This window comes from Ruminococcus sp. 1001136sp1 (genome assembly GCF_039841815.1).
GTDB classification, from domain to species: domain Bacteria; phylum Bacillota; class Clostridia; order Lachnospirales; family Lachnospiraceae; genus Blautia_A; species Blautia_A faecis.
The window spans coordinates 112,859-136,514 of sequence record NZ_JBDPGY010000007.1 but is presented as its reverse complement, the minus strand read 5'-3'; the positions used below and the strand labels follow the sequence as shown (position 1 = coordinate 136,514).

At 39.2% G+C, this 23,656-nt stretch carries 18 protein-coding genes; 14 read left to right on the top strand and 4 right to left on the bottom strand.

Features of this window, described 5'->3' with window-relative positions; genetic code table 11:
* Nucleotides 1-72 precede the first annotated feature (72 nt).
* The 4 genes from ABHC48_RS08050 to ABHC48_RS08035 all read left to right on the top strand — a co-directional run bounded on the left by ABHC48_RS08050 (nt 73) and on the right by ABHC48_RS08035 (nt 4,605).
* Nucleotides 73-1,356, top strand: coding sequence for an ABC transporter substrate-binding protein (locus tag ABHC48_RS08050; protein ID WP_272066950.1), 1,284 nt, complete (start codon nt 73-75; stop codon nt 1,354-1,356).
* A gap of 72 nt (nt 1,357-1,428) precedes the next feature.
* Complete coding sequence (locus ABHC48_RS08045; protein ID WP_215660691.1) at nt 1,429-2,313, top strand: sugar ABC transporter permease; 885 nt, start codon at nt 1,429-1,431, stop codon at nt 2,311-2,313.
* Nucleotides 2,310-3,149 carry a carbohydrate ABC transporter permease gene (locus tag ABHC48_RS08040; protein WP_226821386.1) on the top strand — a complete coding sequence of 280 codons (840 nt, stop codon included), beginning with the start codon at nt 2,310-2,312 and terminating at the stop codon, nt 3,147-3,149. Before ABHC48_RS08045 ends, ABHC48_RS08040 begins: the two co-directional genes overlap by 4 nt.
* 67 nt (nt 3,150-3,216) lie before the next feature.
* Nucleotides 3,217-4,605 (top strand): glycoside hydrolase family 32 protein, encoded by a 1,389-nt coding sequence (locus ABHC48_RS08035; protein WP_272066947.1) that lies wholly within the window; start codon nt 3,217-3,219, stop codon nt 4,603-4,605.
* Nucleotides 4,606-4,945: 340 nt separating this feature from the next.
* Here the strand turns inward: ABHC48_RS08035 and ABHC48_RS08030 are convergent, their stop codons facing one another.
* From ABHC48_RS08030 to ABHC48_RS08020, 3 genes are all read right to left on the bottom strand, one after another.
* A complete protein-coding gene (locus tag ABHC48_RS08030) occupies nt 4,946-7,564 on the bottom strand; it encodes a GH116 family glycosyl-hydrolase (protein WP_272066946.1) in 2,619 nt (872 codons plus the stop codon).
* Nucleotides 7,565-7,691: 127 nt separating this feature from the next.
* Nucleotides 7,692-9,248: a response regulator gene (locus ABHC48_RS08025; RefSeq protein ID WP_272066945.1), complete on the bottom strand. Its 1,557-nt coding sequence runs from the start codon at nt 9,246-9,248 to the stop codon at nt 7,692-7,694.
* On the bottom strand, nt 9,242-11,029 hold the full coding sequence (locus ABHC48_RS08020; protein ID WP_272066944.1) for a sensor histidine kinase: 1,788 nt from the start codon (nt 11,027-11,029) through the stop codon (nt 9,242-9,244). The genes ABHC48_RS08025 and ABHC48_RS08020 overlap by 7 nt, the downstream gene beginning before the upstream one ends.
* Before the next feature lie 253 nt (nt 11,030-11,282).
* Between ABHC48_RS08020 and ABHC48_RS08015 the strand changes: the two genes are divergently transcribed.
* The 5 genes from ABHC48_RS08015 to ABHC48_RS07995 all read left to right on the top strand — a co-directional run bounded on the left by ABHC48_RS08015 (nt 11,283) and on the right by ABHC48_RS07995 (nt 17,285).
* Nucleotides 11,283-12,566 carry a sugar ABC transporter substrate-binding protein gene (locus tag ABHC48_RS08015; RefSeq protein WP_272066943.1) on the top strand — a complete coding sequence of 428 codons (1,284 nt, stop codon included), beginning with the start codon at nt 11,283-11,285 and terminating at the stop codon, nt 12,564-12,566.
* A gap of 14 nt (nt 12,567-12,580) precedes the next feature.
* Nucleotides 12,581-13,486, top strand: coding sequence for a sugar ABC transporter permease (locus ABHC48_RS08010; protein ID WP_272066941.1), 906 nt, complete (start codon nt 12,581-12,583; stop codon nt 13,484-13,486).
* On the top strand, nt 13,479-14,315 hold the full coding sequence (locus tag ABHC48_RS08005) for a carbohydrate ABC transporter permease (protein ID WP_226837416.1): 837 nt from the start codon (nt 13,479-13,481) through the stop codon (nt 14,313-14,315). Before ABHC48_RS08010 ends, ABHC48_RS08005 begins: the two co-directional genes overlap by 8 nt.
* A 10-nt stretch (nt 14,316-14,325) precedes the next feature.
* On the top strand, nt 14,326-16,722 hold the full coding sequence (locus ABHC48_RS08000) for a GH116 family glycosyl-hydrolase (RefSeq protein WP_272066940.1): 2,397 nt from the start codon (nt 14,326-14,328) through the stop codon (nt 16,720-16,722).
* Nucleotides 16,723-16,853: 131 nt separating this feature from the next.
* Nucleotides 16,854-17,285, top strand: coding sequence for a GH32 C-terminal domain-containing protein (locus ABHC48_RS07995; RefSeq protein ID WP_272066974.1), 432 nt, complete (start codon nt 16,854-16,856; stop codon nt 17,283-17,285).
* A 267-nt stretch (nt 17,286-17,552) separates the two neighbouring features.
* On the opposite strand, the gene ABHC48_RS07990 is transcribed toward ABHC48_RS07995, so the two are convergent.
* Nucleotides 17,553-18,236: a FadR/GntR family transcriptional regulator gene (locus ABHC48_RS07990; RefSeq protein ID WP_272066939.1), complete on the bottom strand. Its 684-nt coding sequence runs from the start codon at nt 18,234-18,236 to the stop codon at nt 17,553-17,555.
* 280 nt (nt 18,237-18,516) lie between these two features.
* On the opposite strand from ABHC48_RS07990, the gene ABHC48_RS07985 reads away from it, so the two are divergent.
* Genes ABHC48_RS07985 through ABHC48_RS07965 form a run of 5 tightly spaced genes read left to right on the top strand, consistent with a single transcriptional unit; the run spans nt 18,517 to nt 23,595 of the window.
* Nucleotides 18,517-19,872, top strand: a complete 1,356-nt coding sequence (locus ABHC48_RS07985) for a gluconate:H+ symporter (RefSeq protein ID WP_195699805.1) — start codon at nt 18,517-18,519, stop codon at nt 19,870-19,872.
* Between the two features lie 13 nt (nt 19,873-19,885).
* Nucleotides 19,886-20,122 (top strand): HPr family phosphocarrier protein, encoded by a 237-nt coding sequence (locus ABHC48_RS07980; RefSeq protein WP_173769880.1) that lies wholly within the window; start codon nt 19,886-19,888, stop codon nt 20,120-20,122.
* Between the two features lie 18 nt (nt 20,123-20,140).
* Nucleotides 20,141-21,886, top strand: coding sequence for a dihydroxy-acid dehydratase (ilvD, locus tag ABHC48_RS07975; protein ID WP_272066938.1), 1,746 nt, complete (start codon nt 20,141-20,143; stop codon nt 21,884-21,886).
* Between the two features lie 2 nt (nt 21,887-21,888).
* A complete protein-coding gene (locus ABHC48_RS07970) occupies nt 21,889-22,941 on the top strand; it encodes a sugar kinase (protein ID WP_272066937.1) in 1,053 nt (350 codons plus the stop codon).
* Between the two features lie 15 nt (nt 22,942-22,956).
* Nucleotides 22,957-23,595, top strand: coding sequence for a bifunctional 4-hydroxy-2-oxoglutarate aldolase/2-dehydro-3-deoxy-phosphogluconate aldolase (locus ABHC48_RS07965; RefSeq protein ID WP_272066936.1), 639 nt, complete (start codon nt 22,957-22,959; stop codon nt 23,593-23,595).
* The last annotated feature ends 61 nt before the right edge of the window (nt 23,596-23,656 follow it).

Sequence of the window (23,656 nt, the reverse complement as noted above, 5' to 3'; positions counted from 1 at the left end):
TATAGAAGCACCAGAAGGTAAAATAAAATCATCAAAAGCGAGGAAACCTAAAATAAAAGGAGGAAAAGGAAAATGAAAAAAATGAGAAAAATGGTATCTCTTGCATTGACAGCAGCTATGACAGCTGGTCTTATGACAGGAATGGGAGCTATGACAGCTTCAGCAGACAGCGAGAGAACAAAAATCACTGCACTGTTAAAAGGAACGGAATCGACAGAGCAGTTTCTGACTTTTGATTATCTGCTAAAAAACTTCTGCGAAGAGAAAGGTCTGGACTACGAAATTGAGCTTGTAAACGATCAGCAGGATTACTTCACAAAACTGCAGATGTACATCAACAGTGATACACTTCCGGATATCTTTGGATGCCCGAATGGAACACTTTCTGCAGCCTGCAAGGATATTGATGCACTGGTTGATGTAGGTGCGGAACTGGAAAGAAACGGATATGCGGATAAATTAAACGGAGCACTTCGTGATTTCCTTACCGATGCAGATGATGGAAATCTGTATTTATTCCCACAGGCACTCTATTGTGAGTATTTTATGTATAGAAAAGACATCTTTGAAGATGCTGGAATTACTGAAGCACCAACGACCTGGAAAGAGTTTGAAGAGGATTGTCAGAAAATCGCAGATATGGGCGAGATTCCGGTAATTGTAGGAGGATCCGATGCATGGCAGCTTATGAGATATCTTTCCTTCTCTCCATGGAGAGTAACAGGTCCTGAATTTATCCAGGGATATCAGGCAGGAACAGATTCCTTTAGTGAAAACGAGTCTGCGAAATATGCTGTAAATCTTCTTTCTGATCTTGGAACAAAAGGATATTTTGAGCCCGGATTTGCAAGCGTAGACTTCACATCCGCAAGTAACCTGTTCTTCGGTGGTACAGGAGCGATTTTCTATACTGGTTCCGGACAGTTTAGCATGGCAGAAGAAATGTATGATAATGGTCAGCTTGGTTTCTTCCCGGTACCGGATACAGAAGGAATGGACAATATGTCTACAAACGTGCCTATTCATGCAGGATTCGCAGAAGCATTCAACAAGGCTACATATGATGATACCATGCAGGAATTCTTTGACTACATGTGCGAGAATTATTCTGATGCATGCTACAATCAGGTACAGATTTTTTCACCATTTAGTGATGAAACAATTCCAGAAGGACTTCCTCAGTTATTCTACGATGTTCAGCCAATGTTCGAAAATGCGGAAACAGCATGGACTTCCTGGGATGATAAACTTGATTCTGATGTGCTGACTAAGATCGTTGATGAGCAGCAGAAACTGGCGCAGGGAATTACTACACCAGATGAATTTATTGAAACCTGTGATTCTTTTGTTAAATAAAGGATTTTGAACATGCAGGAATGAGACTGGCGGATTAATCGTCAGTCTCTTTTAAAGAAAGGAGGGAGTCACATGCAGAAAGCGTTTGGAAAAAAATCAGTAATTTTTATGTTCCTTTTTCCTGCATTCCTTATCTATACTGCATTTGTTATTGTGTCCATTGTATGGGCAGGCTATTACAGCTTTTTTGACTGGAGTGGTGTAGGTGAAAAAATCTATGTGGGATTTAAAAACTATGCAGAGCTTTTAACACAGGATACGGTGTTCCGTTCTACGATATGGCATACGATCATTTATACCATTATCAATGTGGCAATTCAGGTATTTGGAGGTTTGTTGTTTGCAATCCTTCTTTCCAGAATCAAAAAAGGCAGAGTTGCTTTACAGACTTTATATTACATCCCGGTCGTAATTTCATCCGTTGCAATCTGTCAGATTTTTACAAAGCTGTTTTCTGTAACTCCAATTGGAATCGTGAATCAGATTTTATCATTTGTGAATCCTTCATTTAAGTTTATGGAATGGATCTCAAATCCTCAGGTTTCTCTGTACGTGGCAGCATTTGTAGAGGCTTATAAATATCTTGGACTGTATATGGTTATTTTCTATGCAGCACTGATTGGTGTACCGGACGAACTGGGCGAGGCAGCACTGATTGACGGAGCAGCAGTATGGCAGGAATATCTGTATGTAAAAATTCCGTACATTAAGCCGGTTATCATTGCCAACTGCCTTCTGGTATTAAATGGATCCTTAAGATCTTTTGAATTCTCATACCTGCTGACACATGGCGGACCTGGAAATGCTTCCGAGCTTATGACAACTTACATGTACAAACAGGCATTCAGCAGTATGAAGTATGGATACGGAAGTGCCGTAGCCATTATGATCGTAATCATTTGTATGGTAGTAGGATTATTGTTCCGTAAATTTTCAGAACAGGGGGAAGACGAATGAAAAAGAAAAAAATTTCCATTCCGGGCATTATTAAATGGATCATTGCGTTACTCCTGGTCATTATGCAGGTGTACCCTTTCTTCTATGTATTTACCTCCAGTTTTAAATCCCTAGATGATTTTAGAAAGCTTCCGGCATATGCACTTCCATCTAAGTGGGTATTAACAAACTTTATTAATGTTTTTACCAAGAGTCATATGCCCACTTATTTTAAAAACAGTATTATCGTTTTAATCGGTGTATTAGTTCCTTTGCTTTTATTTGCACTGATGGCTGGATTTGCACTCAGTAAAATTAAATTCAAAGGAAGAAAAGTAATCCTGAACTATTTCCTGCTTGGATTAATGCTTCCTATGCAGGTTGCCTTGATTCCCTTGTTCACTATTTTTAATAAAATGGGACTGATCAATACATATCCGGCAATTATTATACCTCAGATTGCATTTTCATTATCCTATTCTATCCAGCTGTTTTATTCCTTTAACAAGTTCTTCCCTGAGGAAATGCTGGAAGCTGCTATTATTGACGGATGTTCTCCAATGGGCTGCTTTTTCAAAATGGTAGTTCCAATGTCCTTGAACTCTATCATTACCGTAGCTACCATGCAGGCTGTTTTCTGCTGGAATGAATATATCAATGCTTATACATTTACAAGATCAACAGATATGAAAACAATTACACTGGGTCTGAATGACTTCGTGGGAAGTATGGGACTGACTGACTGGGGCGCAACCTTTGCGGCAATAACAGTTACAGTACTCCCAGTATTTATTTTCTATTTCTTCAGCAGCAAGAAGATGCTTGCAGGTATGACAGCCGGTGCTGTGAAGGGATGAGTATTTAAATAAAATTTGCAGATTAAGGGCAGATATATGCCTGTAAAGAAAAGGAGAATATATTATTATGCAGAAATTATACTATCAGTTTCCGGAAACCTGGTTCGGCGATTGTATGCCATTTGGACATGGGGATAAATTCTATTTATATCATCAGAGAGATACCAGAAAACCGGGACCATTTGGAGAGCCATTTGGCTGGGATTTAGCAACAACCTCGGATTTTGTTCACTACGAAGACTGTGGTGTGGCAATTCCAAGAGGAACTGACGAAGAGCAGGATCAGTTTATTTTCGCAGGAAGCGTTTTTGAAGCAGAAGGACAGTATCATATTTTCTACACTGGTTACAACCGTGATTATCCAGCTCTTGGAAAACCGTCTCAGGTACTGATGCATGCATATAGTGATGATCTGGTTACCTGGCACAAAACTCAGGATGCTCTTACCTTTACCCCACAGGAAGGTTATGATCCAGATGACTGGAGAGATCCGTGGGTGATCCGTGATGAGGAAAATGATCAGTACTTACTGATTCTTGGAGCAAGACTGCAGGGACCGAAAACAAGACAGACCGGTAGAACTGTTAAATTTACTTCCAAGGATCTGAAAAACTGGAAGTTCGAAGGCGATTTCTGGGCGCCGGACCTTTATACCATGCATGAAATGCCAGACCTGTTTAAAATCGGTGACTGGTGGTATCATATTGTGACAGAATACAGTGACAGAAGCAAAATGGTTTACCGTATGAGCAAGAGCCTGAATGGTCCATGGATCGCACCGAAGGATGATGCATTTGACGGCAGAGCTTATTATGCAGGACGTACTTTTGAACTGAATGGACAGAGAATTCTGTTTGGATGGGTTGCAACGAAAGACAAAGATGATGATGACGAAAACTTCATCTGGGCAGGAACCTTCATGGCGCATGAGGTATACCAGAAAGAGGATGGCACTCTTGGTGTAAGAATTCCGGAAACAGTATGGAATGCTTTTGACAAAGAGGAAAAGAAGGATGATTTCGCTATCGATACACCAACTAAGAGTTCAGAAGTAGTTGTTGGAAGAAATACCGGTGACATTTTCAAATTCGAAGCAGATGTGGAATTTTCTGAAGGCACAAGAACATTTGGCGTGAGATTTTATGAGGACGAGGACAAAGCAGAATCTTACCAGTTTGTATTTAATACTACAGAGAATCGTTATGTATTCGAGAAGAAACCGAACTGGCCATGGCCTGCAAATCAGAACATCGGACTGGAAAGACCAATTGATCTGATCCCTGGAAAGAAATATAACATTCGTATGATCGTGGATGATACAATTGCTACTATTTATGTGGATGGTGTGGCTTTGAATGCACGCGCATACAAGAGACCAGGGGAAAGCTTATCGCTTTTTGCATCTGAGGGAAGCCTGAAGGTTACAAATTGTAAGGTGACTACCGGGCTGAAGTGATAGTTTACGATGAAAGACCGGATGGTAACTGTAGAAGTTCTACAGATGCGGAATAGCTGACTTTCTCATATATGGTGATGCTGCTAGTAGGCAACATGTCCGTTTGCAAAATAATTTTTGAGGTATCATAAGATGATGCGATATATTTAAGGCTTTCACTTGGATGAAGTTTATTATGTATCGGTCTGATCTTATGATACCTTTTGGGTGTGAAGTTTTGCGCAAAATCCACAATATAAGTGTTGTATTATAACATGTAATGGAGAGAAAGAAGATTGAATTCAGCCAGTACTTATAAAGGATATTTATAGCAAGAAAGGGACTGTTGCGCGCCAGCTCCTCATTCTATGAAAGTTTCTTTAATTCTTAATGTATGGTTCGCGTCAACGCGAATAACTTTACTCAAGACGATTATTCCGTTTGAAATAGTAAATTCGAGTAGCTTTTTATTTAATTTTATTTCTTTAATTTCCGACAAATCAAGCTCAAGTTCTTTTAAATCAAGATATCCATAGAGTACTTTTAATAGAAATTTGCCATTTTTCTTTGAAATGGTTCCAAATCCGGAATCAACCGACCAGAAAAAGGAATAATTCTCTGTAATTAGGGGATGGAATCCTATTTTATGATGGTACAGATCAAAAATAAATCCGCTGTAAGCCAGAAGAAGTGCGTAGCTGGACAGCGAACGGGCATAGTTGCTTCCGCATTCCATTTCGTTCCATGGATTGCGCTTTTTTCCGTCATAGCGGCTTCTTACCGCCGCTACACAAGTTAAACCTTCTTTTTCATGTCGGTGCATGATCATATGGCTGGCTGCCTGATATTCGTATCCATGCATAGTTTCTTCTGCGTACGGAACAGGAATTTTTGGCTTAGCACGATTTGGCGGGTAAGAACAGATAATGGTTCCTTGTTCACTATTTAAGCCATATATTCTACAGGGATTTACATGTTCCCGCAGATTGGGAATAAAATTATATTTATAGATGGATTTGAGGGAAGATTCCAGTTTTGAGGGCTCAAAGATTTCTCCCAGATGTAGCAAATCAGCATGCCATTGTCCAAGAAGCTGATCAACAGAGCAGCCATTTCCAATCTGATATTTGATTTCACCTATTTCGTCATTCCAGTAGCTGGCAACAGCATCTGCCCCATGATCGGAAAATCCACTGTTAAACCTGGCCAGAAGCTCTTTATGGGTTAAGTCAATATTCTGACAGAAATATTCTCCATTAAATAAAGTCTGATTCAACTCTTTTTTTCCACGTTCAAATATTTTATTATATTCTTTTGCACATTCTGGCTCGCCAAGAATTTCGGCCATGACAACACAGGCTTTCAAGGCTGCTAGATACATACTGCTTAACCAGGAGTTAGGTCCAAAAAGTTCCATATCCAAAGTATGGTGCTGACGGCCGGTTAAAATACCGGTTTTATCTGGATCCCACAAATCGGTGTTTTGCGTACTCCAGGCAAATTCCAGGCTCTGCTTTACTTGTGACCAGATGGATTTCAGCCAGTTTAAATCTCCTGAAATCAGAAATTCCCGATATACGCGTAAAATAGTCCCAAATTGTCCATCAGCAGCAGGACGATGATTCGTAGGTCCAATTCCGAGCGGCAACTGAAGCCGGAATCCCATTCCTCCGTCCTTTTGCATGGAATATTTATATTCATTTGTTCTCGCCGAACGTTCCAGCCGTGGGAAGAGAAAAGCAAGCGCATATGCATAGGACCATACATGGGTACAGGTTCCCTCACAGGATCCCATATGTGCATGAACACCTTCAAATGCGTAGAAAGATCCGTCACTAAGCCGAAGACAAGTGGGGGATTTTAATACAGCTATATTGGCAGAAATGGCGTCAATTACAACGGCAGGTAAGGAAGAGGAAAACAATGCTTTTTTATACAGAAGAGTATTCTGGTAAAGCCGGTCAAAATTTTTTAGGGAATATATAGCACTTTCTTTGGAGTCCTTAAAAATTGTAGCATAGTAGTTTAGCCATTTTTGCTTTCTTCTGAATTCAATTTCTTCTTCTGTCAGACCAAGATGAGTGATTTTCCAGTGATTATTTATATATGGATTAGACCAGGAAAGCACAAAGAAGACTGTACCTATTTTGGAAGGCTGTATTTTTATGTGTGCAGCAAGTGTGGCAATATCAGAAGTATCATTGGAATCTGGATTTTGCCTGGAATTTTCATAATTACGTGTAGGCAGTTTCCCTGGTGAAGTAAATTCCTGCCAGAAGACAGAAGAATTGTCAAACCATCTTCCTCGGAACCAGTAATTTTGATAACTAACATCGGGGCAGATAGTAGCGATTGTCAGATCCCCATATTCAGTGGTGTTGCGGTCATTGGTGTTTGAAAGATGAATAAGTTTTATGCTATCTTGCTCTTCATAATAGTGTAATGTATTGGTACGGCAATAATAATTATTGCAGGAAAGTGCCAGGGTATAATCAATAGCTTTTTCAGTTGTATTTTTTATCTGTACTTTAAAAAATGCAGCTGGTATGGAACTGTCATCTTCATTAGTTGGAATAAAAGGATTAAAGGCCTCCATGGTAATTTCTCCGGGAAAATGGGCATGTTTAAACTGAAGCTGTGCTATTGGAAATTCACCTTTAAAAGTTACCTTTTCAAAATGAGGAAAACCGGCCATAGTACCTCTGTCCGGTCCAAAACCATAGCCAGTATATAAAGGTCTCTCCGTGCAGCCGATGTAATCTTTGGGATAATCTCCCTGCAAAACGCGGGCATCCAGCACTTCATGCTCAGTTTCCGCCTTCACTGCAAAATGGGTAAATTCGGCAGTTGAGTTCTTGTTAGGGCGATTTTTTATTTCTACATCAATGAGGCTTCCGTTACCGGAAAGGCCAATACAACCTGTTCCAATTCCACCTAAAGGGAAAGAAATTTGAGATGCTTTCTTTGAGATATACTTCATAAAAACCTCCTTTTGTATATTGGTGAATGATAAAGTTTTCTGACTTTGACATCATTATATAAAAGCTTGAAATATGAAAAAAGGTGATATTATGGAGTACTTTGTAAAATTGTGGGGAATTTCTAGGTTATTTTAAGTAATGCGATTTCTTAGAATATTCACTGGGGGTGATACCAGTAATTTTTTTAAATTGTTTGCTGAAATAACTTGCACTTGTAAACCCGGTTTTTTCTGCAACATAGGTGATATTTTCTGTTTTATTTTTCAGAAGTTCAATTGCTTTATTGATTCGAAATTGTGTAAGATATTCATTAATGGTAGTATTTTTATCACGTTTAAAGCAATAGCAAAGATAACTGTAATTTAAAAATAATGCTTTTGATATTGTGTTAATGGATAATTCTGAATCAGAATAGTTTTTTTCAATGTATGCTTCTACACAACGGGTGACGTTGGAATATTGGGGAGAAGCAAGAAAACGGTTGATAGAAGTTATGTACAAATTGGTGATCCAGTCCTGTAATTCTGCTATATTTTTTTTCTGATTCAACATACTAAGAATATTTTCTTCTTGAAAAAATGAAACAGACAGTTTCGTTTGTCTGTTCAGAGTTTCCGAGAGAATATTAACCAGTTCTATGGTATGTAAAAGGATAATATCCCATGGAAGCTTTTGATGGCAGAAATCATTGTATAGAGAAGAAAAAAAGTTCTCTATTTTATTGAGGCTTTGATTCCCAATGAGAGAGCAGATAATATTTTTCTTTTTGGCATCAAATACCTGAACCAAAGGACGATGTATTTCATTATAAAATAGAATATTTGTATTGCGAATCATGCAGTTTTGTGAAGCAATACAAGCTTCATTATAAGATAAATAAATCTTCTGGATTTGTGAATAGGAAGATCCAATCCCAAACATGCAAGGAAGTCCTTGAGAACTTATAAGGGTATAAAAGGAATCAATAAAAGCAGAAAGATCTGTTTGCAAGTTATCATCCGAAAAAATAAAAAATAAGCGTTGCTGCAAGTCCTGGCAAATTACAATAGATTGATTTGTATATAAGTTTTGAAGGTGTTCTTTCAGGGCATTTAATTGTACGATACTGTTAAAATCAGTTAACGCGCATACAGCTACCCGATAATTTGCAAAAATGGCCAAAGGAGAAGCTTCTGCTTCTATAGCATAAAGATCAGATTCAGCTGATGAACTAAAATTACAGTTTATAAGATCATTATAGTATCGTTCAAGTCGAAGCTGTCTGTTTTCATTTTGAATTGCTGTGTATTGCAAAGTCTGTTGTCTTTCAGAATAAATTTGTGCGGATAGATTTCTTAAACATTTTTCAAGGTTTTCGTAATTAATTGGTTTTAAAATGTAGTCAAAAACATTAAGTTTAATTGCTTTTTGTGCATATTCAAACTCATCGTATCCTGTAAGAATAATATATTTACAGGAGATGTTGTTTTCATTTAAGAGGGAAATTAGATCCAATCCATTCATTTTTGGCATATTAATGTCGACAATTGCAATATCCGGAGCCTCTTTGCTGATGGTTTCGAATGCAGAAAGTCCATTATTAGCTTCTCCGGAAACTTTTATGTCCAGAGAACTCCAGTTTATATTGCGTATTAAAGATTGTCTTTCAAAATATTCATCATCAATTATAAAAATTTTCAGCATATTCCTGTTTCTCCTTTTTCATAATATTCAATAGCGGGAAATGATAAAGTAACGCAGGTAAATTGATTTTGCTGACTGCCTATGGTAATGGAGGCTTGTCCATTATAGTGCAGATTCAGACGTTTTATAACACTACTAATGCCAAAATGGCAGTCACTGTCATCCGTTGACTCTGATAAGGACTGACGAAGTTCTTTTAATTTTTCTGGTGAAATTCCAATTCCGGTATCAAATACCTCAATTATAATAAATCCATTTTCAAAATAGCCACTGACACAAATGATTCCTTTTCCGTCTTTTTCTTTTATTCCATGATAAATGGAGTTTTCAATAAGAGGCTGCAGGGTCAGTTTTGGAACTTTGTATTTTCGTATATTTGGGCTGAAAGCCAGGACATAGTCCATAAATTCAATATATCTTAATTTTTGCAGGCATAAATAATTTTCTATCAAATCAAATTCCTGCTGAATTGAAATAATGCCGGAACCGTGACTAAGTGAAATTCGGTAAAAACAGGCCAGATGTTCAACTGTTGCCATAGCTTCCTGTTGCATATTGCAGCGAATCATGCTGTTGATCATCTCAAGAACATTGTACAAAAAATGGGGCTTTACCTGTTCTTGGATCATTTGCAATTCAAGCCTTCTCTTACTTCTTTGGTGTTGCTTTTGTTCCAGCATAAGCTGTTGGATGCGATCGAGAAGAGAGTTAAAAGTAAGACCTAATTCTGCAATTTCATCTCTTGTTTTTGGCTGAAAACGTACTGTAAGATTACCTTGTTTATTGAGATTCATGATTTTCTTTAGTTCCAGAATATGTTTGGTCTGAAGTCTGGAAAATACAAAAGCAATCAGCAAAGCAAGCAGAATTCCATATATTACAAAAGTAATCATGGGGGGAAAATGAATTGTCAGATTGTTTTTCAGATCCTGATAAGAGGATACCAGAAGCAAATGAATATCCAGGGGTGAAAAAAATCTTGTTGTTATGATCGTATAATCATCGGAAGTCTGCAGTATGACACTGCTGTCCTCCAAGAGGCGTGCATAGCTGATTTTCATTTCGGAAAACAGATTTGCATTTAGAGGAAGCTCTTTTGTTGCTCCAATAATGTTGTCACCTTCGATAACATAAATGTCATTTGTATATGTTTGGAGTAAGTCATTAAGAAAGATGTTTTCAACAAATAATACCACGTATCCAAGCAAAGTATTATCAGAATCGTATGTTGGAACTGTCAGGGCAAATACTTTGTGAACAGAGTGCTCCTTTAACAATTCCAATGAAAATGTTTTTGTCCAGTAGAGCATTGTTGGATTCATAGCAACAGGTTTCATAGTAGTTGAATTAAAAAAATAATTTAAACGATCCAGGTTAAGCTTTTTTTCCCCTACAAAGAAAAATTCAGGATCCATTACGGATAATGCAAGGATGGGACTAAGTGAATTAGTGTAAGAATCCAAAAGCGCCTGATTGTCCAACTGTTTGTAAAATTCTTTTCCTTTGTATTCCGATTCTTTTAGGGCAGTGTCTAAAAAAGTACATACATTAGAATCTTTAGAAACTATTTGTCCAATAGCTTCAATTGAAGACATGTAGGACTGTACGGAGGCTGAAAAGTTATTTAAAGTAGATAAGTCCTGGGTTCTTTTCTGCTCCAGAGAAGTGTTTAATGTAGTTTGTTTTGCAATAAAGAAAAAGGTGCAAATTGAGATAATGATCAAAAAAGCAGTTGTAATAAAATATTTAAAACGAATGGAATATATAGAAAATTTGTTCATATTATACCTCGCACTAAGAAATAACTTATTTTAAAGATATTATACATGATTAATTAGAAAATAAAAAGAATATAAGTTTAAAAGACGATAATATTACAAGCATACAAACAATAGTACATTTACTTTTCGTTATAAAGAAGATATGATAAATCCATCAAGTGAAGTATGCAAAGGCCTTTCAAATACGTTCATTCTGATGCCGCAGACAGGCGGCATGTCCGTTTGGAAAACGAAAACCACAGGAGGGAAGAAGATGAAAAAACGTGTAGTAAAAACCTTATTATGTATGTGTATGACAGCAGGTCTGGTAAGTTCCAGCTACGTGGTGCCGGTAATGGCTGATTCCGATGTAACTTTAACATTGGCAATGTGCGGAGATGGTACGACAAAAGCTTCTTTGGATAAACTACTTGAAAAATATACAGAAGAAACTGGAGTGAAAGTAGAAACCATGTTTATCGCAGGAAATTGGGGAGAGTACTGTACGAAACTTCAGACTATGGTTGGAGGTGGTGACGAAGTTGACTGTGCAATCCTGGCAATTGAGGGTGTGTCCAAATTTTTAAATATGGGAATTGCAGAGTCTATAGATGACTGGATTGAAGCGAATCCGGATGTTGCAAAAGAAATTTTAGATGATACCAGCCCTTCCTTCCAGGAGGTATTTAAGGATGATGAAGGAAAAACTTATGCATTTCCATTTTCTTTTAATAATGTAGTTATGCATATCAATACAGATCGTTTACAGGAAGCAGGTCTGGAGGCTCCAGGTGAGGATTGGGATAAAGATGAATTCCTTTCCTATTGTGAGAAATTAACCATTGAAAAAGACGGTGTAAAACAGTATGCTGTTGCAGTACCATACGGAGAATATTTCTGTGCAGAGGCGTGGCTGTATAATAATGGTGCCTCTTATATGAACGATGATTTTACGGAAAGTACTATTAATTCACCGGAATCTGTAGAAGTTTTTCAGCTTTGGCAGGATCTTATCTATAAATATGGATATGCACCAATTCCAGAGGAAAATGTAAGTCCTATTGCGCAGATTATCAATGGCCAGGTTGCAATGGCTTCTTATGGAAGATGGCCAACAGCCAATTATGTAGCAGATGATTTTTCTGACGTTACCATACAGTACTTGCCATCATTCAGTGAAAATCAGCAGATTGGTGGTGTTGATGGAATCTTCACCTTAAAGAATTCCAAACACATTGAAGAAGCTAAGAATCTGGCGGCATGGATGTCACAGGCTGAATTTGAAGGAGAATATTTATCCGTTGGAAATATCCCGGCACTGCATTCTCTGGCAGAACAAAAAATTTCTGAACTTGGAATTCCGGAAAATAATAAACTGTTTTATGTGGATTCCAATACTGATATTTATAAACCTGTAAGTGCACCGCCGCAGTTTACAGAATGCTCCAATATTGTTTTAACAGCTATTTCTGAAATATGCGTGAATCAAAGTGATGTTCAGGAAACTCTTGATGCAGCCGCAGAGGAAATGAATGAGGTTTTAGAAGCTAACAAGTAACGCGAGGGATGCTTATGAAAAATACAGGAAGCTATAAAATAAGGAAAAAGAGAAAAGACAATATAGCGGCATATTGTTTTCTCTTTCCAGCAATTCTAAGTTTTGTTTTATTTGTTGGAATTCCTATCATTCTGGCTGCTGTTTTATCATTTTTTGATTACAATCTTGTAAATGCGCCCAAATTTATTGGATTAAGCAATATCAGAAAGATGTTTGGGGATAAGGGACTTCAGAAATCTTTCGCAAATACTGTGAAGTTCTTATTGATACTTTGTCCCATCCATTGTGGGCTTGGAATGATACTGGCATACTGTGTGTATAGAACAAGAAAGCTTCAGTATTTTTTCAGAAGTGCAATTTACTTTCCAACGATTGTTACCACTGCATCTGTTGCCATTGCCTGGGGATATTTATTTTCCACCGATACAGGAGCCATTAATTATTTCATACGGCTCCTGGGTGGAACCAATATACCATGGCTGACAGACAAGGTGATGGTTTATGTAACAATAGCGATTTTCAGCTTTTGGAAATTTATTGGAACAACATTTTTGTACTATTTTATTGGTATGCAGAATATTCCGGAAAGTTATTATGAAGCTGCCAGAATTGATGGGGCGAATGTAACTCAGGAGTTTCGCTATGTAACATTGCCCCTTTTGAGCCCGACTCTTTTCTTTGTTGTGATTACTAATATTGTTAGTGTGTTTCAGATTTTTGATGAGCCTTATTTGCTTACTAACGGTGGTCCCGGATCTGCAACAAAAACAATAGCACTGAAAATTTATCAGACTGCATTTCAGGATATGAATATAGGATATGGTGGTACAATATCATTTCTTTTATTCCTTATCATACTTGTAATAACGGTTATTCAATATATCGGACAGAATAAATGGGTGGTGTATGATTATGAATAAAAAAATTAAAAGCAGGATACCAAGGATTATATTATATGTTTTTTTAATCTGTCTGTGTATATTAATGCTGGCCCCCTTTGCCTGGATTATTTCCACATCATTGAGATTGCCAAAGGATTCGTTTAAACTACCGCCATCATTTTTTCCTACAAGCTTTCATATAGAGAATTACAAAGAGGTATTTAAAATTTTTCCATTTGGGTTGGTGTTGTTTAACAGTTTAAAAATTGCGGTGGTAGTTGTTGTTCTTAATACATTTATCTCTACCATGGCGGGGTATGCATTTGCCAGAATCGATTTCAAAGGAAAAGATATTATTTTTATAATTCTTTTATCTGGAATGATGATTCCCGTGCAGGCGAAGCTGATTCCAACATATATTGTAATGTCCAAAATGGGACTGGTGGGAACTCATATGTCTTTGATACTTCCAGCGATTATCAGCCCTTTAAATATCTTTTTTATAAGGCAGTATATGAAAACTATTCCGGACAGTTATGAAGATGCAGCTTATATTGACGGTGCAGGAAGATTTCGGATTTATTTCAGCATATTTTTGCCAATGTCAAAGTCGGTTATTATCATGACCGCATTGCTGACTTTTTTAAACTCTTGGAATGATTTTATCAATCCCCTTATTTTTATTTCAAAATATGACAGAATGACAATTCCGCTGGGAATTAAAACATTAAGCGGAGCAATGGGTACGGGAAGCGTGGCTGTTGTTCTTGCTGGTGTAACAATGTCTTTATTTGTACCAACATTATTGTATTTATTCGGGCAGAAATATATTATGCAAGCATCTGTAATGTCCGGTTTAAAAGCTTAGGAGAGAAAAGATGTTTAATAGTAAACAGATAGAAAAAAATACAAAGATATATACCAATCGTCATGAAGCATTTCGGGCATTGCTCGGAGGCATTGGAACTGGAAATATTTCATTAGATAATACTGGCGCTTTTAATGATTTTGAAGTGTTGAATCATCCGGATAAAGGGCTTAAAATTCCATATACATTTTTTTCCCTATATTATGCAGAAAAAAATGGGGAAAATAAGAAGTGTTGTATACTTGAAACAGAACCCAGGGAAAAGTATTGCAAAGCCTTGGGGTATCCTTCCGGGTATTTATATGGACTTCCCAGAATGGAATCCTGTAAAATAAAAACAAATTATCCTTTTTTTGTTTATGAATTTGAAAAAGAAGAATTGCCGCTGGAAGTGAAATTGCAGGCATATACGCCTTTTATTCCCCTTGACAGCCAAAATTCCGGGATGCCAGTTGCACAGATGAAATATTCGGTTACAAATCGTTCAGACCAGACTGTAAACGTATCCGTGTGTGGAACTATGTATAATTTTACAGGTTTTACATCTTATGATGGCTATGACCGCTTGTATCAGGATGGGATTCCGGTTAATTCTTTTATAGAAAATGATGGGTTGTCCGGATTATATTTTGAAAGCAGTGAAATTGATAAGAAAAGTGTGAATTATGGAAATCTTGCTCTTTTTTCATCAAATGAGAATATTACAGTTAAGCCCTACTGGCAGGATGGCGGTTGGTGGGATGGAGCAGAAGAGTTCTGGCAGAACTTTTCAAAAACAGGAAGATTAACAAGGTGTGTCAAGTCGGAAGCGGTTGGATCTAATGTCATTGGATCGGATGCACCTAGAAAAATAGGATCTCTTTGTGCATCAGAAGTACTGATACCTGGAGAAACAAAAGAGTTTGTATTTTACCTTGGTTGGTATTTTCCAAACCGTTATGGGTGGTGGCCTGACGGGCATTGCCGTGAGGCGGAAGAAAAGGAGCATAATAAAATATGGCAGAATTATTACAGCACCATTTGGAAAAGTGCAAAGGATGTTGTGGAATATTTCTTTAAAAATGAAAAGGAATTGTGTCATTTTAGCAGTTTATTTTCCAATGCACTATACAGTACAACTTTAGATCCTGATATTATAGAATCTCTTGTTTCTTCCATTACGGTATTAAGATCAAATACCTGTTTCAGAATTTCGAATGGTCATTTCTTTGGCTGGGAAGGCTGTTTTGAACATGCTGGAAGCTGTGCGGGAACCTGTACGCATGTATGGAATTATGCACAGACAATGGCATTTTTATTTCCTGATCTGGAACGAAGTGCAAGGAGAATAGAGTTTTTGGAAGAAACAGATTCAACCGGGAATATGGCATTTCGTGCAAAAAGATTACTGGATGGGAAAAAATGGGATATGCTTCCGGCAACAGACGGGCAGTTAGGTAGCATTTTAAGAGTTTATAGAGAATGGAAGTTTTCAGGAGATGATAATTTCCTAAGAGAAATCTGGGATAAAGTGGTTCTGGCACTGGAGCATTCTATTGAAATCTGGGATCAGGACAAAGATGGAGTGTTGGAGGCACAACAGCATAATACATACGATATTGAATTTTATGGAATCAATTCTTTAACAAATTCTATTTTCTATGCTACTTTAGAAGCTGCATCCCAAATGGCGCAGTACTTGGGAGATGCACAAAAAGCGAAAACGTGGCATGAGTTATTCTTGCATGGACGTAGTAAAATGGATGCTTTGTTATGGAACGGAAGCTATTATGAGCAGTTGCTTAGTGAGAAAATCGATACTTACAAATATCAGTATGGTATGGGCTGTTTGTCTGATCAGTTGCTGGGACAGGAATTGGCACATCTTTATGGAATTGGTTATATTTTACCAGAAGAGCATGCGAGAAGAGCTGTTTATGAAATTTATAAAAATAATTATTGTAAATCTTTGGAGAAACATGAAAGTGTTCAAAGAACCTATGCATATCCAGATGAGGGAGGATTAGTGTTGTGTTCATGGCCAAAAGGTGGAAGGCCGAAGCAGCCGTTTGTGTATAGTGATGAGGTGTGGAGTGGAATAGAGTATCAGGTTGCAGTACATTTGATTTATGAAGGCTATATTGATGAAGCAATGGAGATTGTTCATACCATCCGGAAACGGCATAATGGGACAAGACGAAGTCCTTATAATGAAAATGAATGTGGAAATCATTATGCAAGATCTATGGCTGCATGGGGACTTTTGGTTGCGCTTAGTGGATTTCGCTTTGATTTGTGTAAGGACAATATTGAATTTCATCCGAAAACAAATGTTGAAAAGTTTTTATGCTTTTACAGTACAGGAAAGGAATGGGGGATTTATAAGGAAGGAGAGATTATTCCATTTTATAAGAAAAAATTATCATGAAGAAGTATCTCTATATATAGTCAATCAGCAAATTGTAAATTTTGTGTAAATGCTAATTTTTATAAAATGCAGAAAATTGTGATAATCAAAGTTTTTGAAAGTTAGCCCACTCTGTTAAGGACGATTTCGTTATCGATACATCAACTAAGAGTTCAGAAGTAGTTGTTGGAAGAAATACTGGTGACATTTTCAAATTTGAAGCAGATGTGGAGTTCTCAGAAGGAACAAGAACATTTGGTGTGAGATTTTATGAGGACGAGGATAAAGCAGAATCCTATCAGTTTGTATTTAATACTACAGAGAACCGTTATGTATTCGAGAAGAAACCGAACTGGCCATGGCCTGCAAATCAGAATATTGGACTGGAAAGACCAATTGATCTGATTCCGGGAAAGAAATATAACATCCGTATGATCGTGGATGATACAATTGCCACCATTTATGTGGATGGTGTGGCATTGAATGCACGTGCATTCAAGAGACCGGGAGAAAGCTTATCCCTGTTTGCTTCTGAGGGAAGCCTGAAGGTTACAAATTGTAAGGTGACTACAGGGCTGAAGTGATAAGTCACAAAAAGGCAGTTTTTTAGGTTACATTAAACAGATGCATAATTTTATAAAAAAAGACATAGGGTATCATAAGAGATGTGGTATAAGCTTCAAATCTTATGATACCATTTTTATGGATTTTGCATAATGTAAAAATGTTAATATTGTTATAAAAACAACGAGAGCATAAATGAGATAGCGGCGGCGGTGTGGATTGTGGTTTTTCAAAGATAGCAGTTATTCAGCTATAAGTAAGTAGCGAAGCGGATCTGTAATATCCGATTAACGCATCTGAATCCGCTTACGGTTATAAACCAGATGCAGATACATGGCATCCTGTGCGCGGAGCGGGTCATGTGCGGCAATGGCATCCGCAATCTCACGGTGGGTCTCGATGGTTTCTTCCAGCAGTGTACCTCTGGTGGTCTCTACAAACAGAGGGATTGAGCTGTTAATCACAGGAACCAGTCTTGGAACCACAACGTTTTTGCTGCTCAAAGCAATGGCTGCATGAAAATCTATATCCTTTTGTGTATGGTCTTCATGTTTTTTTAATAAGTCTTCTACTTCATCGCAAAGCGCGGTGATTTTTTTTATGTCTTTTTTATCGGCGCGTGTGGCTGCCATTGCAGCAATAGGGGGTTCAAGGAGAAAGCGCACTTCCAGAAGGTCATTGATCAGCTTCTGCTTATTTCCAATAAAGGTAAAGCCCAGTGGGTCATCCACCATTCCGGGGGAAGAGGCAATATAGGTACCAGAGCCCTGGCGGATCGTAACAATATTTCGGGATGCGAGAAGCTTCATGGCTTCCCGTACAGAACTTCTTCCTGCATTCAGACGCTCAGAAAGAATGGTTTCATTCGGTAATTTATCTCCTGGCTGTAAGTTTTCTTCTAAAATAAATGCAATAATATCCTCTGATATTTTTTGGGGAAGGCTTTTTTCTTCTGATAACAAATTCATCATATGATTTGCTCCGTTTCTGATAGTTATAATTCTTACTTTTTATGATAAGGTTTTTTTGATTCAATGTCAAAATGATAAAATATACAAAAACAGATATATAATTTTAGATAAAATTCCAGTATTGCATTTTTAGTGAATTGAATATATGATAAATACATCAGATGAATTCTAAGAAAAAAGACATTAAACAACGTAAAAAACATAAAAACGACGAAATAGGTCAGACGAATTCATAGGAAGAAGGCAAAATATCAGATGAATCAAGGAGGTAAAAAGAAAAATGGAAGAAACAACTTTTGCGGCGGATCCAATGAGACTGATGATCGCGGCGGCGGTGGGAATTGTGGTTCTGCTGGTACTGATCATCAAATTTAAGCTTCATCCGGTTCTGTCAATGATGATTTCCGCTATCATCATCGGAGCGGGAGCAGGAATGCCGCTTACGATGATTTCGGACACGGTAGAAAAAGGTGTTGGAAAGACACTACAGGGAATTGCGCTTCTGGTAGGCCTGGGTTCCATGTTTGGTGGAATCCTGGAGGTAAGCGGAGGAGCCCAGAGAATCGCAGAGACATTGATCAGTAAATTTGGCCAGAAAAAAGCCGGTTGGGCACTTGGACTTACAGGACTTGTAATTGGCACCACCGTATTTTTTGAAGCTGGTGTTGTGGTATTGATCCCATTGGTGTTCAGCGTTGCGAAACAGACCAGAAAATCCACCCTGTATTATGCGATTCCTCTTCTTTCCGGTCTGGCAAGTGGCTACGCTTTTGTTCCACCTTCTGCTGGCTCGGTACTTGTGGCAAATGCACTTGGCGTGAATCTTGGAACCATGATCATGGTAGGAGTTCCGACAGCACTGATCTGCATGATGGTTTCCGGAATTTTCTGGGGAAGCTTTGTTGGCAATAAGATTTACACAGAGCTTCCGGCAAATGTGGAAGAGATTAAAGACGATGGAAAAGACCTTCCGCCTTTTGGACTGGTCTTAGGGGTAATCCTGATTCCACTGGTTCTCATCCTTCTCAGTACTTTATCTAAGTATATGCCGCTTCCGGAGGGAGTAAAGGATGTTCTTGGATTCATAGGAAAACCATTCCTTGCATTAACCATTGCGACACTGGCATCTATGTATTTCCTGGGAATCAAACGGGGATTTACCGGTGCGCAGTTAAAGAAAATCCTGGATCATTCACTCAGACCTGTAGGTATGATTCTTCTGGTTATTGCCAGCGGTGGAGTGATCCGATGGATGCTTCAGGATTCCGGCCTTGGAAATATTATCGGACCGGTGCTGGAGAAGAGTGGGCTTCCATTGATCCTGATCGCATTTCTCATTGCGCTTCTGGTCAGAGCTTCTGTGGGAAGTTCGATTGTAGCGATGACAATGGCATCCGGAATCATGGCGACTATGCCAGCAGTAATGGATACCAGTATGATTTACAGAGCTGCCATGTGCTGTGCAATCTGTGGTGGCGCAACTGCACTGAGCCATGTGAATGATGCAGGCTTCTGGCTGGTAACCTCATTCCTTGAGATTGACGAAAAGACAACCCTGAAATCCTGGACGATCATGGAGACACTGATCGGTGTTGCGGCACTTATTGTAAGCTTTATTGTTTCAATCTTTGCATAGGAGGCAGGACGTAATGATAAAGATACCGGTTTATTTAAGAGATATGTGTGATGCCAAGCATCTGGTGCAGGCTGCATCAGGATGTGAGAAAAATGTAGATTTGATCTGTGGAAGATATATTGTAGATGCGAAATCAATGCTGGGGGTGTTCAGTCTGCCCACATTTGATGATGTAGAACTTGGAGTAGAAGAAGAGGACGAAGCGAAACTCAGGAAAACACTGGAAAGTTTAAAGCTTATCAGAGAATAAAAAATGGAGGAAAAAATCATGCAGTTAAAAAGTCAGGAAATGAGAAAACTTGCACCGGAGCTTGATCCGCTGCGTATTGGAACAGGATGGACAAAAGAAGATCTGGGAAAGGTTCAGGTTATGGTTGAAAGCACCTATGGTGACAGTCATCCGGGAAGCGGACATCTGAATATCCTTGTAGAAGAAGTCCGCAAAGGAATCGCAGAAGAAGGCGGTTTCGGAGCACGTTATAACTGTACCGATATCTGCGACGGTGAAAGCCAGGGAACAGATGGAATCAACTACAGTCTGGCCAGCCGTGAGATGATCGCCAATATGATCGAGATCCATGCAAATGCTACTCCTTTTGACGCAGGTGTATACCTTTCAAGCTGTGACAAAGGTGTTCCGGGAAATCTGATGGGACTTGCCAGAGTAAACATTCCTTCCGTATTTGTTCCAGGTGGAACCATGAATGCCGGACCGGAAATGCTGACCCTGGAGCAGCTTGGAATGTACAGCGCAAAATTTGAGCGTGGCGAAATTGATGAAGAGAAGCTTGACTGGGCAAAATGCAATGCGTGCCCAAGCTGTGGCGCATGTTCCTTTATCGGAACTGCATCTACCATGCAGATTATGGCAGAGGCACTAGGACTTGCACTTCCAGGCACAGCCCTGATGCCTGCAACCAGCCCTGACCTTCTTGACTTTGCAAGAGAGGCAGGAAGACAGGCAGTGAGAATTGCTCAGATGGAAAACATGCGTCCTTCTGACATTGTAACTATGAACAGCTTTGAGAATGCAATCCTTGTCCATGCTGCAATTTCAGGAAGCACCAACTGCCTGCTTCATATTCCGGCAATCGCTCATGAATTTGGCATTGAGATCACTGGTGATACATTTGACAAGCTGCACAGAAATGCAAGATATCTTCTGGATGTACGTCCGGCAGGTCGCTGGCCTGCAGAGTGCTTCTATTATGCAGGTGGTGTACCGGCAATCATGGAAGAGATCAAAGAGCATCTTCACCTGGATGTCATGACTGTTACAGGAAAGACATTAGGAGAAAACTTGGAAGAACTGAAGAACAACGGATTCTATGAAAAATGTGATAGATGGCTTCAGGAGTTTAACAAACGTTACAATGTAAATGTTACGAAGGAAGACATCATCCGTCCATATGACAAAGCAATCGGAACAGATGGAAGCATTGCAGTCCTTCGTGGAAACCTTGCTCCGGAAGGTGCCGTGATCAAACACACTGCATGCCCGAAGGAAATGTTTAAATCTGTTCTCCGCGCAAGACCATTTGACAGCGAAGAAGAATGTCTGGATGCAGTTCTGAAACATAAGGTTCAGAAGGGTGATGCAGTCTTCATCCGTTACGAGGGACCAAAGGGAAGCGGAATGCCGGAAATGTTCTATACTTCTGAGGCAATCAGCAGTGATAAGGAACTTGGAAAGAGCATTGCCCTGATCACAGACGGACGTTTCTCCGGTGCATCTACCGGTCCGGTTATCGGACACTGCAGCCCGGAGGCTGTTGATGGCGGCCCGATCGCACTTGTGGAAGAAGGCGATCTTATCGAAATCGATGTTATGGAAAGAAAACTAAACATCATCGGAATTGCAGGAGAACGTAAGTCTATGGAGGAAATTGACCAGATTCTTGCAGAAAGACGTAAAAACTGGAAACCACGTGAAATGAAATACAAAAAGGGTGTCCTGAGACTTTTCAGCCAGCATGCTGCAAGTCCGATGAAGGGAGCCTATCTGGAGTATTAATTATGAAGCATAAATTTATTACCATCGGCGAGATCATGCTTCGCCTGACTCCGCCGGATTATGAAAAAATCAGAACAGCAACATCTTTTGAGGCAAGATATGGGGGAAGTGAGGCCAATGTGGCCCTCTCCCTTGCAAATCTTGGAGTAGATGCCTCATTCTTTACAGTAGTTCCGGGAAACAGTCTTGGAAAAAGTGCTGTACGTATGCTGCGAAGCAATGACGTAAATTGCGACAGCGTAGTTTATTCAACAGAAGAAGAGACACCGACACATCGGCTTGGAACCTATTATCTGGAGACGGGTTACGGAATCCGCCCGAGTAAAGTCGTTTATGACAGAAAACACAGTGCTTTTTCAGAGTATGATTTCAGCAAAACAGATGTGAAGAAACTTCTGGAAGGATACACCTGGCTTCATCTGAGCGGAATCACTCCGGCACTTGGAAAAAGCTGCAGTGAACTGATCCTGACCTGCCTGAAAACAGCAAAGGAGAATGGCATGACCGTCAGCTTTGACGGAAATTTCAGAAGTACATTGTGGAACTGGGAGGAAGCAAGAGATTTCTGTACCCTCTGCCTTCCATACGTAGATGTTCTCTTTGGAATTGAGCCTTACCATATCTGGAAAAATGAAGAAGATCATACAGCAGGTGATGTAAAGGATGGTGTTCCCTTCCAGCCAGATTGTGAACAGCAGGAAAAAGTCTTCAGGGCCTTTGCAGAGAGATATCCGAATATCAAATGCATTGCAAGACATGTGCGTTTTGCACACAGCTGCAGTGAGAACAGCCTTATGGCTTATCTCTGGTTAAACGGAAAGATTTATGAAAGCAAACGGCTTACCTTCCATATTCTTGACCGTGTTGGAGGTGGAGATGCATTTGTAAGCGGTATTATTTATGCACTGATGAATGAATATACACCGGAGGATATTGTGAATTTTGGTGTTGCAGCCAGTGCAGTGAAGCATACCATTCATGGTGACGGAAATATTACAGATGAGGTTTCCCTGATCAGACATGTGATGGAAATGAATTTTGATATAAAAAGATAACGAAAGGAAATTCAAATGATGGATATAGCAGAGAAGTTTCAGAAGCTTGGTGTTGTTCCGGTAGTTGTGCTGGAAGATACAAAAGATGCAGTACCCCTTGCAAAGGCACTTGTTGAAGGTGGACTTCCATGTGCAGAAGTTACATTTCGTACAGAAGCAGCAGAAGAATCAATCCGTCTGATGACAGAACAGTTTCCGGAGATGCTTGTAGGAGCAGGAACCGTTCTTACCAGAGAGCAGATAGATGCAGCTGTTGCAGCCGGTGCGAAGTTTATTGTAAGCCCTGGATTTGATCCGGAGATCGTAGATTACTGTCTGGAAAAAGAAATTCCTGTTTTTCCAGGCTGCATCACACCGTCTGAGGTCGCACAGGCAGTAAAAAGAGGCCTTAAGGTTGTAAAATTTTTCCCTGCAGAACCGGCCGGCGGAGTTGCCATGATCAAGGCTATGGCCGCACCTTATGTGGGAATTAAGTTTATGCCCACTGGCGGTATCAATGCAAAAAATCTGGAAGATTATCTTTCTTTCGACAAAATTATATGCTGCGGCGGAAGCTGGATGGTAAAAGGAGAGCTTGTAAAAAACGGAGAATTTGACAAGATCAGAGACCTGACAGCAGAAGCACGAAAACTGGTTGATTCCATCCGAAAATAATCGGAGGTATTACACATATTCATATTCACAAAAAACAGGATCCTGCATGAAAGCAGGGTCC